This window comes from Methanococcoides sp. DA23, from assembly GCF_057593895.1.
Map to the genome: position 1 here is coordinate 1,669,350 of NZ_CM172520.1, position 16,656 is coordinate 1,686,005.

The window sequence follows — 16,656 nt, forward strand, 5'->3', positions numbered from 1 at the left end:
ATTTTTAAGACAATGAAGGTGCCGCAAAAATGACGGAATACCGTTGCAATGTCTGTAATGTCTTTGAGTACGATGATACAAGAGGAGACTCGAACACAGAAGTGAAACCGGGAACCAAACCGGAAGATTTTCCTGATGACTGGAGATGTCCGATCTGTGGTGCTGATAAGAACCACCAAATGCCAGCCGAAAAGGAAAAGGTCGACCATGTGACATCCAAAGAGATAGTCACATGTGCTAAATGTGGCACCAAGAGTAAAATAACTGTTTCTGCCCTTGAGGATGTAGACGTTAAAAGCTATCTTGGAGAATGGAAGCGAACAAAGGATGAGTTCGAGACATTCATGGAGGACATCCACAAGATATCGATCACTGGCGAATCGATAATTGAGCCCATGAGGACAAAACAGGATGTGATCTCCTGGAACGATATACTCATAAAAGGTGCACAGCTTGCCAAAATACCTCTGAACGAAGATGTGCCAGTTAACACCAACACAACGATCGGACCAAATGCAAAATATCCTCTTGTCATTGAAACCCCTGTGTTCATCACACATATGTCCTACGGTGCCCTCTCAAAGGAAGTGAAACAGGCACTTTCAAAGGGAAGCGCGGCTGTAAGGACAGCAATGTGTTCAGGAGAAGGCGGGATACTCAAAGAGAGCATGGATACTGCATACAAGTATATTTTCGAGTATGTTCCGAACAGATACAGTGTAACAGAAGAGAACCTTAAGAAAGTAGATGCCATCGAAATAAAGATAGGCCAATCTGCCAAACCCGGAATGGGAGGACATCTGCCCGCTGAAAAAGTAACTTCCGAACTGGCAGAGATCAGAGGTTTCCCTGAAGGTACTGACATTGTAAGCCCCGCGAACTTTGACGACATCAGGAACAAGGATGATCTGAAGAAGAAAGTGGAATGGCTAAGGGAAACTTCCGGTGGTAAACCCATCGGAATTAAGATCGCAGCCGGGAACATTGAAGCCGACCTTGAAGTTGCTACTTTTGCAAAACCCGATTTCATCACCATTGACGGCAGGCCGGGAGCTACTGCAGCAGCATCGAAGTTTGTCAAGAGCTCCACATCAATCCCAACTATTTTCGCACTCTGCCGTGCAAGGAAATTCCTGGATGAGAAAGGGATCAAGGATATCTCATTGATCATAACCGGCGGCCTCAGGACCTCACCCGATTATGCAAAGGCCCTTGCACTGGGAGCGGATGCCATAGCAATCGGCACAGCCGCACTTATGGCATGTGCATGCCAGCAATACCGGCTGTGTGATACCGGAAAATGTCCGGTAGGAGTGACAACGCAGGACCCGGAACTTCGAGCAAGGCTGAAGATCGATATTTCTGCGAAAAAACTGGAAAATTTCCTGAAGGTATCCACAAAGGAACTTGAAGCATTCGCAAGACTGACAGGAAATGATGATGTCCATAAACTAAGTGTAAAGGACCTTTGCACAATAAATTCGGAGATATCGGGCCATACCGAAATAGAACATGTCTAAAGAGGAGCTTAAAGACCGTTGTGGGAGGGGGTCATATCCGATTAGAGAAAGACACTTTTGGAGAAATAGAGGTTCCCGAGGACGTATATTATGGACCTCAGACAGTACGGGCAATTAACAATTTCAAAGTAAGCAAACAGAAGCTACCCCCCTCTTTTATCAGGGCACAGGCAGCCATAAAACTGGCTTCAGCACGTGCCAATCTTGAAGCCGGCAAACTTGAACAGAAGATAGCTGAAGCAATGATCTCAGCCGCTTTAGAAGTAAGGGAAGGAAAGTTCGATGCACAGTTCGTTCTCGATGTTTTCCAGTCAGGGGCCGGAACATCACAGAACATGAACGCTAATGAGGTCATTGCAAATCGGGCCCTTGAAATAATGGGATATGAGAAGGGACGATATGACATTATCCATCCCAATGATCATGTGAATATGTCACAGTCATCCAATGATACCACACATACTGCAATACATATCGCAGCCGTTGAGACGATAAACGCAGAACTCATGCCTGCACTTGTGGGTATGTTGACGGTCTTTTCGGAAAAGGCCACCGAGTTCATGGATGTTGTCAAACCTGGCAGAACACACCTTCAGGATGCAGTGCCTGTGACACTGGGACAGGAATTCTCAGGATATGCACGTATGCTGGAACTTGGGATCAAACGCCTGGAAAGATCTGTCGAAGGCCTTCAGGAGTTGAACATGGGCGGCACGGCTGTAGGTACCGGAATGAACATACCTGAGAATTTCAGCAATATCGCTATTCGAGAGGTCAGAAAGACCACCGGACAGGAATTTGTCCTTGCAGTAAATCCTTTTGAAGCAACACAGGCGGCAGAAGCCATTCTGGGAGCGTCTGCATCCCTGCGCAGCATTGCGGTCAGCCTGATAAAGATAGCAAATGACCTCAGGCTTCTTTCAAGTGGACCCAGAACCGGAATAGGAGAGATAAATCTGCCTGCGGTACAGCCCGGTTCCTCCATCATGCCCGGAAAGGTCAACCCGGTAATGGCAGAGATGTTGAACATGGCATGCTTCCAGATAATAGGCAATGATTCCGCCATAATGATGGCAGCTCAGGGTGGACAGTTCGAACTGAACGTATTTACACCCCTGCTGGCATACGACCTTCTCAATTCCATAGAGATATTGACAGGCGCTACCACTTCTTTTACAGAACGCTGCCTTCGGGGAATCACTGTGAACAGAGATAGGTGTGAAGAACTGTCAAAGCAAAGCCTTGCCCTTGTCACCATACTTGCCACAAGGATAGGTTACGAGGAAGCTGCAAAGATCGCACACATTGCACACGAGGGGGGCAAGACCATCATCGAAACCGTAAAAGAGATGAGAATAATGGATGAAAAGGATGCAGAAGAATTGCTTGACCCATTGAAGATGACCGGAGTGAGACAATGATAACACACGGCGCAATTGTGATCGGAGGGGGACTTTCAGGACTTCGGGCAGCCATCGAACTTCACGACAGGGGCGTGGATGTTGCAATTATCTCAAAAGTACCCCCCATACGCAGCCATTCAGGTGCTGCACAGGGTGGTATCAATGCATCGCTTGGAAAGGACGACAGCTGGGAATCACATGCTTTCGATACCATAAAGGGAAGCGATTATCTCGCTGATCAGGACACTGTGGAAATACTTACAAAGGAAGCACCAGACAGGGTCCTTGAGATGGAACATTGGGGAACCAATTTCTCAAGGAAAGAAGACGGCACGATAGCACAACGCCCCTTTGGAGGTGCCGGATTTCCCAGAACGTGCTATGCAGGTGACAGGACCGGACATAACCTGTTACATAGCCTTCATGAACAGGTAACAAAAAGGAAGATCAAAGTTTACAAGGAATGGCTTGTAACGCGACTGGTCATCGAGGAGAACAGATGCATCGGAGCCATAGCCATAAACCTGTTCAATTCAGAACTGGAGATATTCAAGGCAAAGGCAACTGTGCTGGCCACAGGCGGTTACGGACGTATCTATAAGCGTTCTACAAATGCGTTGATCAACAAAGGGCATGGGATAAGTCTTGCATATCGCGCGGGAATTCCATTACAGGATATGGAATTCGTGCAGTTCCACCCCACAACATTACTGGGTACTAATATATTGATAACAGAAGGAGCAAGGGGAGAAGGTGGCTACCTCTACAATAAGGACCATGAAAGGTTCATGAAAAGATATGCTGAAAGCTCCATGGAATTGGCACCAAGGGATATAGTTGCAAGGTCGATCCAGCAGGAGATAGATGAAGGGAGGGGATTCTCTGAAGGGTATGTGGAGCTTGACATCACACACCTTGGGAAAAAGCTCATAGAGGAACGTTTACCCGGAATTCGTCAGATAAGCATCGATTTTGCCGGAATCGACCCTGTTGAAAAGCCTATTCCGGTGCAACCGGGACAACATTATTCAATGGGAGGAGTGAGTTCCGATAAAGACGGATGCACTCCCGCAGATGGACTCTATGCTGTCGGCGAATGTGCCTGTATAAGCGTCCATGGTGCGAATCGCCTTGGAGGTAATTCCCTTCTTGATACAGTGGTATTCGGAAGAAGGGCCGGAGTGCATGCTGCGAACTACATCGGTACTTTTGATGCTCCAAATAATGAGATCCTTGAAGATGCCCTTGAGAGCGAAAAAAAGAACATCTCGGAGCTTATGGGAGACAGCGAGGAAAGTTATGCGGATATAAAGGACAGCCTCAGGAAGAACATGCAGGAGAACGTAGGGGTTTTCCGAGAGCGTGAAAGACTTGAAAAGGCGGTTGAAAGGATAAAGGAACTTGAGATAAGGGCAAGGTCACTGAGAGTAAGGACACTTTCAAAGCAGTTCAATCTTGAACTTCTCAATGCCATCGAACTCAAGGGGATGCTGGACCTTGCCCACACGATCGCACTGGGTGCATTGGTGCGTGAGGAAAGCAGGGGCGCACATTATAGAACGGATCATCTGGAAAGGGATGATGCTAACTGGATGAAGCATACTCATGCTTATTTTACTCCTGATGGACCAAGGTTAGAGTATAAGGATGTCACCATCACAACTTTCAAGCCACAAAGGAGGGAGTACTGATGATAACGCTCAAGGTCAAGAGACAAGAAGGAGAAAACGTCTGGTATCAGGAATATGAAGTTGAGGACAGACCAGGAATGACCGTTCTTGAGGCATTGTTCTACGCACAGGAAAGACTTGATACAAGTCTGACATTCCGATATGCATGCAGAGGTGCTGTCTGCGGCAGTTGCAGTATGCTGATCAACCGTATTCCAAGGCTTGCCTGCAAGATGCAGATCCCTGAGATGAGAAAGGAGCCGACAAATGAAGGTAACCTGGAAGTTCTTGTCACTAACAAAAAGACGGAGATAAACAATAGTGTCATCCTTATAGAGCCATTGCCCAATCTGAGAGTCATAAGAGACCTCGTGGTAGATATGGAACCTTTCTATTCGTTAATTGAAGATATAAAGCCCTGGCTCGAGATGAAGGAAAATGTACCGGAAAAAGAGAATCTAATGGACAGGGATACTCAGGTAAAGATCGAGCAATATACCAATTGTATCCTATGTGCACTCTGCCACGGTTCATGTCCCGTTGCAGCCAAGGATAAACAGTATTATGGACCTGCTGCACTCGCAAAAGCATGGAGGTTCTATCTGGACCCAAGGGAAAGCGAGGAAAGTAAGCAGGAACGCCTCTCCACAGTTGATTCGGGATCAGGGGTGTGGGGTTGTGATACCGTATACAAATGTGTTGCTGTTTGTCCGAAAAAGGTCGCACCCACCCTTGCAATAAATGAACTTCGGGACAGGATAGAGAAGACGAAAGAAAAATGGGATAAAGTGATGGAATAAGAAGAGATGGCCCTTGTAACCGTACAAAAGGATCATAAAGGGTATCAAAAGACGAATATATATTAGATTCAATGTGCAAAGAGGCTTTAAGAGATGCAAATTAATGTTTCTGACACAAACGTTTTTATTATATAAAGATTTTCAACTACTATTATTTCCTTTATACCATTATAATATACTGCAACATAATTATAGCAGCAGTCACACATACGTATTCACAATAATCATACTGGAGTTTTCGATGCATCTTATCATAGCGGAAAAACACATTGCAGCCAAAAGGATAGCAAAGATCCTGGCCCCGAAGGAACCAAAGCAGGTACGTGTCAGTGGAATGGATACGTTCGAATATAAAGATCCTAATACAGAGGACAGAACAGTCGTAATGGGCCTGAGCGGACATATTGTACAGCTCGATTTTCCAAAAGCCTATAACAACTGGCAGAAAGTCGATGCAGAGGAACTTATTGATGCTGAGGTCATTACCACACCCACACATGTTAAGATAGTGACCGCACTCAGGAAACTGGGCAAAGAAGCCACACATGTTACCATTGCTACTGACTACGACCGTGAAGGAGAGCTTATTGGTGTTGAAGCACTTAACATCATAAAGAAAGTGAACCCCAATATTGAGTTCGATCGTGTTTTCTACAGTGCCATAACCAAGACTGAGATAGAAGGAGCTTTTGCAGAACCTGCTTCAATTGATTTCGATCTTGCGGATGCAGGCCATTCCAGACAGGTCATCGACCTTGTGTGGGGAGCTTCCCTTACAAGGTATCTTTCGATCTCAGCAGGCAGGCTGGGTAAGCTGTTCCTGTCAGTGGGAAGAGTGCAGTCACCAACCCTTGCATTGATAGTAGATAAGGAAAAGGAAAGGCAAGCATTTGTCTCGAAGCCATACTGGGAGATCAATGCGATCCTTAAGGATAGCGACGATGCACTGGTCAATGTACAGCACAAGAACTCCAAGTTCTGGGAAAAAGAAGAAGCTGATGCTGTAATGGAAGTTATCGGAGATAAGGCATCCGTATCATCCGTTGATAGCTCGAAAAAGACGGACAAGGTACCAACTCCTTTCAATACCACAGAATTCATCGGTGCTGCGAGTTCCATCGGTTTTACAGCATCCAATGCCATGAGGATAGCAGAATCCCTTTACACTAATGGTTTTATTTCATATCCAAGGACAGACAATACCGTTTATCCTGCATCCATAGACCTGAGGGCACAGATAGAGATATTCAGTAAAGGCCCTTTCAAGGAATATGCCCAAAAGTTGCTTGCCAAAGATCAACTTGTGCCTACACGTGGTAAGAAAGAGACCACGGACCACCCCCCTATCTATCCTGCATCCCTTGCAAAGAAGAATGAACTTAATGAGCAGGAGTGGAAACTTTACGAGCTTGTGGTCAGAAGATTCTTCGCCACCTTTGCAGATGAAGCTGTATGGGAGACCATGAAGGTCAGGTTCGATATCTCTGGCGAGGAATTCAAGGCTAACGGTGCAAGACTTGTTCACCAGGGATGGAGATGGTACTACCCATACAATGCCCCGCAGGACAGACTGCTTCCGGCAATTTCTGAAGGAGATGTGCTTGATGTGACCGGCAAGGAAATGCTGGACAAGGAAACTCAGCCGCCTGGAAGATACGGGCAGGGACGTTTGATAAAGCTCATGGAGGAACTTGGTCTGGGTACAAAGGCCACACGCCATGAGATCATCAGTAAACTATATTCAAGAGCATACGTCCATGGAAACCCGCTTCAGCCTACCAAGACATCCTTTGCAGTGATAGAGGCCCTTGAGAAGTATGCACCGACTATTACCAAACATGACATGACCAGTCAGCTTGAAGAGGATATGGATAGCATTGCTGAAGGGAAAGTAAAAGAAGATAATGTTCTGAAAGAATCAAGAACGATGCTTCATGAAGTGTTTACAGAACTTGCCGACAACAGCGAAAATATCTCGGAATCACTGCGTGCAGGTCTTCGTGAGGACAAGGTAGTCGGAGAATGTTCCGAATGCGGTTCGAAGCTAATGGTAAGAAGATCGAAGAGAGGATCCCGCTTTATCGGTTGTAATGGATATCCGGATTGTAATTTCTCACTTCCACTTCCAAAGAGCGGGCAGATCATCGTTACTGAAAAGCTATGTGAAGAACATGGAATTAATCATATAAAGATAATCAATCCCGGAAAACGTCCATGGGACCTGGGATGTCCGCAGTGTAATTTCATCGAGTGGAAGAAGACACAGGAAGAAGAAAAGGCCAAACAGCCAAAGGCCCCTATTCCCGATAAGATCACGGATGTTCCAGGTATCGGGAAGGTCACTGCAGAAAAACTTAAGAGTGCAGAAATCAATACTATTGATGAGTTAAGGCAAGCGAATGCAATTGAACTTTCAAAGGCCACAAGCCTGCCTGCAGGTAAGATCATGAAATGGCAGGAACTTGTTACATAAAACTATAAAAGAGGGGGATAAACTTGAAACTCGGGTTCAAAGGTGGATGTAGGGAAGTCGGACGTTCCGCACTTCTTGTTAATGATGAGATACTTGTAGATTATGGGCTCAAACCGGGAGAGGAGCCACTTTACCCGGTGGACTATGTAAACCCTAAAGCAGTTCTTATTTCGCATGGACATCTTGACCACTGTGGTGCCGTTCCTAATCTTATGGACATGGAACCTGAGCTATTCATGACACCTCCGACAGCTGATCTTGCACAGGTACTTGCAAAGGACACTCTGAAAATTGCAGAGAGGGAAGGAACACCCGTAGCATTTGACGAACGGGAGATCCAGCAGATGGTTTTGAACACCAAGACTTTCGATACGGGAGTGGAGTTCCATACGCATGGATATACAGCACAGTTCTACAATGCAGGTCACATCCCAGGCTCATCTGCGATCTATCTTGAGAAGGATGGAAAAAGCATTGTATATACTGGCGATATCAGTACACAAGAAACACGTCTTGTCCCATCAGCAGATGAATTGCCAAAAGCAGATGCACTCATAACTGAAAGCACATATTTTGGAGAGGACCACCCTACGAGAAAGGAAACGGAGAAGGAGTTCATCGATTCACTCAGGGATACAATCGACGTTGGGGGCAATGTCATTATTCCTGCCTTTGCCATTGGCAGAACACAGGAGGTCCTGATGATGTTGAGCGATAACGGTATTCCTGCCTATGTGGACGGCATGGGAGTAAGGATCTACAAGCTTCTTATGAATAATCCGGAATACCTTAAGGATCCAGAAAAGCTCAAGCATGCTTTTGATAATGCTACAATTGTCAAGGGACGTAAGAGAGAGAATATATCACTAAACGGATCAGTTATCGTTACGACCGCTGGAATGCTCAATGGCGGACCTGTCCTTCATTATATTAACAGGCTCTACAAGGACCCGAAGTCCAAGATAATGCTGACCGGTTATCAGGTTGAGGGTACCAACGGAAGAATGGCACTCGACACCGGCAATATCGATAATGACGGCGTTCTACAGAACATACGCATGAAGATCGAGCAATATGATTTCTCTGCACATTCCGGCGATAAAGAGCTTAAAGCCATGGTCAAGGAGTTCTGTGATAAGGGCGGAGAAAAGGTATTTGCGATGCATGGTGAAAATACCGATCAGTTCGCACAATGGGTTACAGATGAGATCGGCGTTGAGGGTTACGCACCTGCCAATGGCGATGAGTTCACTATTTAATTTAATTTAATTTAATTATGCCACTTTAGAAAGTGGCGATCTTTTTTTTACATCATGATCAACTTACCTAAAAATGAGGAAAAGAGATCGTATATAAAATAGAAGTTAAAAAAGAAGAAAAAGGAAAGAACATCTTCCTAATAAGATACTTTGCTAAATTGAATTTTGCATCGGGTCGATCAGAGGTGTTATGGGAAATTGAAAGGAACTGTATTATTTTACAGGGATCCTTATAAATGCCTGTCCTGAACTTGAGAAGAAACCATTTGTTTCCTTTTCGTTTATATGCAAAGCAGCATATTCATCTTCATCTTTCTTTGAACTCTCTTTATTCCTCATATAATCCCCTCTATTTTAAGCAGATAGGCTGCAATCAGAGAACCACACCATTATCCTCATCATAATAATAATTATATTGTATGCAATATATAAACTTTTTGACTCGTCTTAAAAAACAAGAAAAACAAACAACAAACAAACAAAATAAAAACAAATATGTGGACGATATAAAGAAAAAAATAGAGCTGATTAAAAAATTATGAGCAAAGATCGAATCGACCCAGGTCTTCAATAGTGTTAATATTAATAAGGCTCTTAAGCTGAGGATCGAATTCCTTTAGTAGCTCGATGTTGACCTTTACAACATCATCCAGCTCAAAGACAGGCGCAAGAATGAATTTTCGGTTCGCCTGTATGGAGCTTTCTATCAGAGGCAACATAGGTTCAATGCGGTAGACACCACACAAAGGTTCCATTGAGCCATCATTGTGCACAGGAAAAGCTGCATCATGCCCTTCTGCACAATGGAACATGAAGTTCACAACATCTTTGTTAATGAATGGCATATCGCACGCCGTTACAAAGATGTATTCGCCTTTCGCTTTTTTGAACCCTTCAAGCATACCTGCAAGCGGACCTACATCCTCATAGGTATCGAACACCATTTCCTTGCCACAGGCATCGTCTGCAAGCTCCCGTGCCTGCTCCCCATCCCTTACAGAAACAATGACATCATCCACGATATCCTCAAGAGTGCCAATTGTACGCTCAAGTAAAGAACTGCCGCCACTACACCGTATAAGTGACTTCTCCACATTTCCAAGACGCCTGCCACGACCACCTGCAAGAATAAGTGCTGATAAGCTCATCGAACCATAGTTTAGATTATTGGTACATATAAGTAAGCCTGAAAGCAGAAAACATTAAGTTCAAAAATATCATATGTAGATATATGATCACATATCCAGAATCCGAGAATATCGAAATGATGGCAAAGATGATATTGACCGCAGCAAGGACGGCTCCAAAAGCAAAGGGAAAGGATAGCATCGTCACCGGGCTTCTGGAACCATCCGACATAAGTATACTTGCAGACTCCATGGATGCAATGGCAGAAAGTAAAGGAGAAGGCTTTGGTTTCTTCAACCGTAATGCTCAAAACGTCAGAGATGCGGATGCGGTAATACTCATCGGACTTAAGACATCAGAACCATCCGGATTGAACTGCGGAGCATGCGGTTTTTCCACATGCAAGGAAATGATAGAACAGACATTGGTCAAAGCTGATTTTAACGGACCAAAATGTGCCTTCAAGTACATTGACCTCGGAATAGCACTGGGAAGCGCAGCAGCGAAAGCAAAGGACCTCTGCATAGACAACAGGATAATGTACACCATTGGAGCAGGTGCATTGGCAGCCGGATTGATAGATGCCGATATTGCATGCGGAATGCCGCTGAGCGTAAAAGGAAAGAACATATTCTTTGACAGGAAGTGAACTTGCATAAGGCAGAGGTCAGGAAAGACCCCTGCGCCTCTCACTTCTGTATTCATCCACCAGATGTTTTAACTTCTTTTCTTTTTCTTCCTGACGCCTTACTTCAGCCCTTTCAGCCCACTCATCAAGCGCGACCTGAAGGACCTTCGGATCGACAATAGCAAGATCATCCATCCTCTCTAAAGTTATATCTTTAAGCAAAGGAAGATCGCCTTTGAAGAAGATCTCATCTGCTGCATAGGTAACATCCCCGGCAACGAGCACTGCTTTTAAGCCCATGGCAACAAGCATCGAAGCTGTTACCGTGCTCCCCCCACTGGCATCCTCCAGAAAGACCACATCCCCACTCTTTATACCAAAACGGTCCTCCGCATCCAAAATAGCATCCCGATTGAATGAAGAGATCATTTTAACAGGAATACCCTCCCCTTTGAACTCCAGCTTGCGTATCTGTTTTAGCTTTTTTATACTATAATGAGCTTTCTTGAGAGAACGCTTTGCCCTTCGAAGGTCTTTCTTTAATACAGATATCTTATGGTCACGGATCTCAAGTTCTTTATCCTTAAGGACCTTAAGGCGGTCTTTCTCTTTTACTTTCTTAAGCTTGACTTCAAGCTTTAAGATGTGCTTGTCCTTTGCAACTGTTTCATTCTTAAGTTCCTGGACATAATCCCGGAGATTACGGATCTGAGTATCTTTTAACTTCAGTTTCTCTAAAGCTCTCCTGAACCTTTCATCAGCATCCTCATCAGGAGTTGCCAACAATTCCACAGGTTTCTTCCCGGGAGCCGGCACCCCCGAAACCTTCTCTATAGCTTCACCTATGGAAGCACCCTGGATCACATACAGCTTTATCTTATCCATATCCAGATGAGGATGTGATTTCTTCTCAACACGTGAGAACATGCCCTTGTAGTTCCGGTAAGCATAAAGAGCTGCAGCAAGAGAGTCACGTTCATGGTCGTTGGAATAACCATACGGCCTCCCAAGAGCTATCTTCTCCTCAGAGGAGATTTCCGCAGAAGGCACATTTATCACGGCATTGAAACTGCGCCTTATCCGATCCACAGAACCCGGAGTTGGCGTGACATCCGTACCAATGACCGCAGGTTTACCATATTCAGCAATAAGTTTGACAACCTCATCATGAGAAATGCCACGGATACTTTTCAAAAGCAGAAGTTCACCATCAAAAGAGAGTATAGCTATTCCCACAGTGGTGCCAGGGTCGATACCCACAATTGTGGGGCGCCTTTTAGCCTTTGATAAGGGAGCATACTGGATCTTATCACGCACAACGTTGCTGACACGGATCTGGGCATCCGCAGTTGAACCGGAACCAACAGGCACCAGATTCCTCTTTGCATGTACGGTGAACTCAGCATTCACATAACCTCCGAACCCACGGGAGATCCTGCTTGAATAGGTATATCCATGCTCCTTTGAAGCCTTTTTCAGTATCGCCTCGACCTCACGACTCCTTTCCCTCACAGCCCCATGGACCTTACGACGATATCGGTTCTGACTCCAGCCCCCGCGCCCAAGGGAGCGGGCACGACTTACCTTTATCTTCGTGATATCTTCAAAAAGAGATACTTCCGACCCGACCCCCATACTCACAAGGCGGGCACATGCCTCTGCTTCCTCATTGGGATCGAACTGATTGAAGGACAATCCATTTTCCTTTGCAAGATGTAAAAGGGATCTCTTGTGCAGACCCCCTGTGACCTGTACGAGCTTAACGCCCTCAGGAAGCTTTTCAAGAAAACGCACAAGCTCTTTTTTACCAGGAGCCAGCTCGAAGATATTGTCCACTGCGAGATATTGAGGATGCTCCTCGCGAACCATCTTCAATATACGAGGAAGGCGCACCATTGTATGGTGGGTGACCTCCCCCTCTTTCAGCACAGTAACTGCATACCTTGGAAGCTCTTTTGCCCTGGATGAGCCTTTAGCAATGTCAATGCCGAATATAACCCCGGTTCCCACAACCATTATAAATTAAATTGGGAGGTCATAGAATATACATCATTCGCCCTTGATAACTCGAACGACCTCATCCAGGTCCTTTTCAATATTATACTTCCGCTTGAAATGAGTAAGCACATTGAAGACATCACGCCTGAGCAGCTCTTCTGCATTAAGATGGTCAAGGGTCACATACTGTGGCCAATCGATGAACTCAACGCCCTCCTCACTGACGAAGATGTTGTACTCGCTAAGGTCTGAATGGATGATACCCAGAGAATAGACCTTGGTCATTTGGGAAAGGATCTCCTCAAGTACCCAATTCGGTTCAGTGAGCTTTGTTTTAACAAGAATACTGCCCTTTGCAGGAGCCATTACAATGGCATGCCGATTATAATCAAGAGGTTTTGGAATTGAGATCTCGGAGTACAACTGCTCCATAATATCGAACTCTCGCTTTGCGGAAAGCCTTGCAGCATAGATCCAGGAGAAATGTTCACGGTAAGCAAGGTGCTCACGACCCCTTTTAACGCTCTTGAAACTGGTACGACCTTCCCGGTGGAACTTGATGATGACCGGAGTCGGTTCTCCAATAGCAAGTTCGGGTTCCCTGATAGCCTCGTGCACGACAGACTCTTTGCCCACACCCACCTCATCGCCAATTGCGCTGACAGAGCCCCTCTTGACAAAAGTGTTCAAAGCGAGTGCATCATAACCGTCAAAATATATCTGATAGCCCTCGTAGGGAGTTTTCGTGCCCACGACCATATTGGACCTGAAAAGCTGAAGGAGCTTATATTCAAGCTGACTATATGAGAATCTAGTATATTTCCGGACCTCCTCAACAGGAACCCACTCATAGTGTTTCATTCCTATTTCGATACCCATCAGTATACGAAGGTCTTTACTATCCAGTTGCCTGAACAGTTTTACTACATCATCTATCATCGACTGTTATTCTCCCGAATCTTAAAGATAGTTTTTGGTCGTACAAAACAACAATTAGATCAGGAAAGGCGTTTCCTTGACTCCTCCACCTCATCCACAATACCAGGATATTCACTGAACACAGACAGAATATCAAGTGCAGCGACAATATCCACCACACCTAGAGCTCCCACAACATCCCCATCAGAGGTCCTTATGGGAGCTACTACCACTGCCTTTCCCTTGTAGACACCCTCAGTAGGCATTTTCCTTATGATCGTGTTGGTCTTTATAACCTCTTCAAGGACAGGACCAGTATAATCATCATCCACAACGACACCCCTTTCCATACGAAGCCCTTTGAACTTCTTACTTCGGATCGTAACAGGGATCCCAATCACAGCATGCACTGCCTCAGCTATTGGCTTAAGGTCTTCTGATGTTGAATCACCACATATTCTCAAACACACCATATTTATATCCCTCCTTCATGACATTTAAACATCCAAAATACTCCAAAAACATCGAAAGGATCATTCCCCACCCCTCTTGAGTCCGGAAACATAATTATAAGCTTCGAACGCTGCAATTACGCCATCACTTGCAGCTGTTATAACCTGTCGCAAAATAGCATTGCGACAATCCCCGACCGCAAAAATACCCTTTTCAGAACATTCCATCCTTTCATTGGTTATGATGAAGCCAGATTCATCTTTATCCACATCCACAAATCCAGTATTAGGCTCCACGCCCACATATACAAAGACACCATCGATAGGAACCCTGCGGACCTCATTGGCATTTATGTCGCGTATGACTGCTTCCCTTACAACAGAATCCCCGACAATTTCCTCAAGGGTAGTGTTCCATAAGACCTCAATATTGGACCTGGCAAAAGCCCTGTCCTGAAGTATTTTCGAAGCTCGCAGTTCATCCCTCCGATGAACAATACAAACAGATGCAGCCACATCAGAAAGGATCAGAGCATCCGTAATTGCAGACTCGCCGCCACCTACCACCATTACATTACGACCTGAAAAGAAAGGACCATCGCAAGTAGCACAATAGGAAACGCCCCTCCCACGGAACTCTTCCTCTCCCGGAATTCCAAGGTGCTTAGGTTCTGCACCGGTTGCAATAATAACGCTGCTCGCTTCAAGATCACCTTCTGAAGTGTGGACGATCTTCTTATCCCCATCCAATCGAACCTCGAGAACATCCTTATCTTCAACAACAACCCCTGCTGCCTTTGCATGTTCGGCAAATTTATCCATAAGCTCCATACCACCAATGGATGGAAAGCCCGGATAGTTCTCCACATTACCAGTAGTTGATATCTGCCCGCTAACAAATCCTTTTTCAAGAACGAGCGTATTGAGACCATACCTTACAGCATAGATCCCTGCAGAAAGCCCCCCAGGCCCTCCGCCAATGATTATAAGATCATAGACCACTTTAAATGCCCCATCAGGATACCATAGAAACAGCTTTTTCCTTGTCAGGAACACCAACAAATGCCACTTTCCCATCTATGATAGTGGTAGGGACCGACATTATAGAATATTCCTCTGCAAGTTTCTCACCCTCAGGAGTGTCAAAGTCAATTTCATCATAATCAAAATCATTCCCCTCTTTCAAGCTCTGCCAGAGCTTCTTTGCCTCAGGACAGACATGGCACCATGAAGCGTGAACAAGTATAACTTTTGTCATCAATTGATCCCCCTATAATTCAATTTATACTATACAATAAGAAACTCATCTAATAAATATAATACCAAAAAAGCTAAAGAAAAATACCCGATCATCGGGCACTCATACCCTTACTGAACGTTTAACCAGGTCTGATCGAGCTGTCCACTGTAACGTGTTCCGCCAAATTCAAATACAACGGTCGGCTCTTCTATCGCAGCCCATCCCGGAACATGCGGAGTGACCTTCCAGGTCTGCTTCACAGATTCCCCCGGATTGATGATACCAAAAGAAAGAGTGGCCTTTTTCACATTAACGTTAGCTGGAAATGTCGCAATTATTATAAGATTCTCATAAGGTTGTTGATAGAAGTTCTTCACCCACACATCGATCCCAACGCTCTGGCCGGATGCACACTGAGCAGGCGGCATTATCTTAATGAACTGGGCAAGAACACTACTTTCAACAGGAACTGCATTAGAGATATCCACACTGGAAATTGAACTGCTTCCAGCTTGCTTATTTTTATTTATGACAAGACCAACTAAGAGAATGACAATTGAAAAAACACCAATTAACGGTGCATTATCAACTAATGAATTAGAGGGTGAAGAAGGTGATGTCACATTCAGAGGAGCCGCATCCACTCGTGAGATAGGGGCATCCAGATCTACTTTAGTCACAAGCCATTGATTACCGATCTTTTGTGTCTTGAGATATACCTGTTTTTGAACAGAACCCACAACCTCATCTTTCTCAAAAATACTCACATTACAATCGGCAGTCAAATAAGCGACTTTGTCTTCAATTGTTATGTCTTTCAAGGAGATCTGCTGAATAGAACCTGCAGGAATACCCCTGTTCTTAAACTTTATATTTAGAGTTGCAGGTACAATAAAATCAGTGCCATCATAATAAGAAAGTGCGGTCTCAAATTCACCCTCATTAAAGGAGTTGAGAAAATTCAGGACAGTCTCATTAATTGCCTCGTGAGAGCCTGAGCGAAGACATCCGCTACCACCTGTAATTACCAGAATAATAAGAACAATACATACACAAGAAAGCACTTTTTCAAACAACGCCACCATACGACAATAGCCCCTTCCTTAAAATTACATTAAAGATCAAGATCAATATACATAGATGAAAATAAATTAAAACGAAAAATAA

General features: G+C 44.8%; 15 protein-coding genes. 7 read left to right on the forward strand and 8 right to left on the reverse strand.

The genetic code is table 11. From position 1 onward, the window contains the following. Positions 1-29 precede the first annotated feature (29 nt). From AC20MK_RS08040 to AC20MK_RS08065, 6 genes are all read left to right on the forward strand, one after another. Entirely contained in the window at positions 30-1,520 is a 1,491-nt protein-coding gene (locus tag AC20MK_RS08040) for a glutamate synthase-related protein (RefSeq protein WP_487355339.1), read from the forward strand. Beyond that, the gene (locus AC20MK_RS08045; RefSeq protein WP_487355340.1) at positions 1,469-2,941 is read left to right on the forward strand and encodes a class II fumarate hydratase; all 1,473 of its coding nucleotides are present in this window, start codon (positions 1,469-1,471) and stop codon (positions 2,939-2,941) included. Before AC20MK_RS08040 ends, AC20MK_RS08045 begins: the two co-directional genes overlap by 52 nt. Next, positions 2,938-4,614: an FAD-dependent oxidoreductase gene (locus tag AC20MK_RS08050; protein ID WP_487355341.1), complete on the forward strand. Its 1,677-nt coding sequence runs from the start codon at positions 2,938-2,940 to the stop codon at positions 4,612-4,614. The genes AC20MK_RS08045 and AC20MK_RS08050 overlap by 4 nt, the downstream gene beginning before the upstream one ends. Continuing rightward, positions 4,614-5,393, forward strand: coding sequence for a succinate dehydrogenase/fumarate reductase iron-sulfur subunit (locus AC20MK_RS08055; protein WP_487355342.1), 780 nt, complete (start codon positions 4,614-4,616; stop codon positions 5,391-5,393). Before AC20MK_RS08050 ends, AC20MK_RS08055 begins: the two co-directional genes overlap by 1 nt. 241 nt (positions 5,394-5,634) lie before the next feature. Then, complete coding sequence (locus AC20MK_RS08060; protein ID WP_487355343.1) at positions 5,635-7,866, forward strand: DNA topoisomerase I; 2,232 nt, start codon at positions 5,635-5,637, stop codon at positions 7,864-7,866. 23 nt (positions 7,867-7,889) lie between these two features. After that, complete coding sequence (locus AC20MK_RS08065) at positions 7,890-9,125, forward strand: MBL fold metallo-hydrolase (RefSeq protein WP_487355344.1); 1,236 nt, start codon at positions 7,890-7,892, stop codon at positions 9,123-9,125. 213 nt (positions 9,126-9,338) lie between these two features. Here AC20MK_RS08065 and AC20MK_RS08070 read toward each other — a convergent pair whose 3' ends face one another. Both AC20MK_RS08070 and mobA read right to left on the reverse strand, forming a co-directional pair. Further along, positions 9,339-9,464 (reverse strand): hypothetical protein, encoded by a 126-nt coding sequence (locus AC20MK_RS08070; RefSeq protein WP_487355345.1) that lies wholly within the window; start codon positions 9,462-9,464, stop codon positions 9,339-9,341. A 197-nt stretch (positions 9,465-9,661) separates the two neighbouring features. Then, a complete protein-coding gene (gene mobA, locus AC20MK_RS08075; protein WP_487355346.1) occupies positions 9,662-10,273 on the reverse strand; it encodes a molybdenum cofactor guanylyltransferase in 612 nt (203 codons plus the stop codon). 83 nt (positions 10,274-10,356) lie between these two features. Between mobA and AC20MK_RS08080 the strand changes: the two genes are divergently transcribed. Next, a complete protein-coding gene (locus tag AC20MK_RS08080) occupies positions 10,357-10,902 on the forward strand; it encodes a ferredoxin domain-containing protein (RefSeq protein WP_487355347.1) in 546 nt (181 codons plus the stop codon). Positions 10,903-10,920: 18 nt separating this feature from the next. Here AC20MK_RS08080 and AC20MK_RS08085 read toward each other — a convergent pair whose 3' ends face one another. The 6 genes from AC20MK_RS08085 to AC20MK_RS08110 form a co-directional block, all read right to left on the reverse strand. After that, positions 10,921-12,897: a DUF460 domain-containing protein gene (locus AC20MK_RS08085; RefSeq protein WP_487355348.1), complete on the reverse strand. Its 1,977-nt coding sequence runs from the start codon at positions 12,895-12,897 to the stop codon at positions 10,921-10,923. 33 nt (positions 12,898-12,930) lie between these two features. After that, a complete protein-coding gene (locus tag AC20MK_RS08090; protein WP_487355349.1) occupies positions 12,931-13,818 on the reverse strand; it encodes an RIO1 family regulatory kinase/ATPase domain-containing protein in 888 nt (295 codons plus the stop codon). Positions 13,819-13,877: 59 nt separating this feature from the next. Then, positions 13,878-14,270: a DUF2111 domain-containing protein gene (locus AC20MK_RS08095; RefSeq protein WP_487355350.1), complete on the reverse strand. Its 393-nt coding sequence runs from the start codon at positions 14,268-14,270 to the stop codon at positions 13,878-13,880. Between the two features lie 60 nt (positions 14,271-14,330). After that, positions 14,331-15,251, reverse strand: coding sequence for a thioredoxin-disulfide reductase (trxB, locus tag AC20MK_RS08100; protein WP_487355351.1), 921 nt, complete (start codon positions 15,249-15,251; stop codon positions 14,331-14,333). A 13-nt stretch (positions 15,252-15,264) separates the two neighbouring features. After that, entirely contained in the window at positions 15,265-15,507 is a 243-nt protein-coding gene (locus AC20MK_RS08105; RefSeq protein WP_487355352.1) for a thioredoxin family protein, read from the reverse strand. A 110-nt stretch (positions 15,508-15,617) separates the two neighbouring features. Beyond that, complete coding sequence (locus AC20MK_RS08110; RefSeq protein WP_487355353.1) at positions 15,618-16,574, reverse strand: hypothetical protein; 957 nt, start codon at positions 16,572-16,574, stop codon at positions 15,618-15,620. Positions 16,575-16,656 lie beyond the last annotated feature (82 nt).

What these genes read in the sequence shown, in the direction of transcription:
- AC20MK_RS08040 (WP_487355339.1), top strand. Translation starts at nt 30, where the DNA reads ATGACGGAATACCGTTGCAATGTCTGTAATGTCTTTGAGTACGATGAT.
- AC20MK_RS08050 (WP_487355341.1), top strand. Translation starts at nt 2,938, where the DNA reads ATGATAACACACGGCGCAATTGTGATCGGAGGGGGACTTTCAGGACTT.
- AC20MK_RS08055 (WP_487355342.1), top strand. Translation starts at nt 4,614, where the DNA reads ATGATAACGCTCAAGGTCAAGAGACAAGAAGGAGAAAACGTCTGGTAT.
- AC20MK_RS08060 (WP_487355343.1), top strand. Translation starts at nt 5,635, where the DNA reads ATGCATCTTATCATAGCGGAAAAACACATTGCAGCCAAAAGGATAGCA.
- AC20MK_RS08070 (WP_487355345.1), bottom strand. Translation starts at nt 9,464, where the DNA reads ATGAGGAATAAAGAGAGTTCAAAGAAAGATGAAGATGAATATGCTGCT.
- mobA (WP_487355346.1), bottom strand. Translation starts at nt 10,273, where the DNA reads ATGAGCTTATCAGCACTTATTCTTGCAGGTGGTCGTGGCAGGCGTCTT.
- AC20MK_RS08080 (WP_487355347.1), top strand. Translation starts at nt 10,357, where the DNA reads ATGATCACATATCCAGAATCCGAGAATATCGAAATGATGGCAAAGATG.
- AC20MK_RS08085 (WP_487355348.1), bottom strand. Translation starts at nt 12,897, where the DNA reads ATGGTTGTGGGAACCGGGGTTATATTCGGCATTGACATTGCTAAAGGC.
- AC20MK_RS08090 (WP_487355349.1), bottom strand. Translation starts at nt 13,818, where the DNA reads ATGATAGATGATGTAGTAAAACTGTTCAGGCAACTGGATAGTAAAGAC.
- AC20MK_RS08095 (WP_487355350.1), bottom strand. Translation starts at nt 14,270, where the DNA reads ATGGTGTGTTTGAGAATATGTGGTGATTCAACATCAGAAGACCTTAAG.
- AC20MK_RS08105 (WP_487355352.1), bottom strand. Translation starts at nt 15,507, where the DNA reads ATGACAAAAGTTATACTTGTTCACGCTTCATGGTGCCATGTCTGTCCT.
- AC20MK_RS08110 (WP_487355353.1), bottom strand. Translation starts at nt 16,574, where the DNA reads ATGGTGGCGTTGTTTGAAAAAGTGCTTTCTTGTGTATGTATTGTTCTT.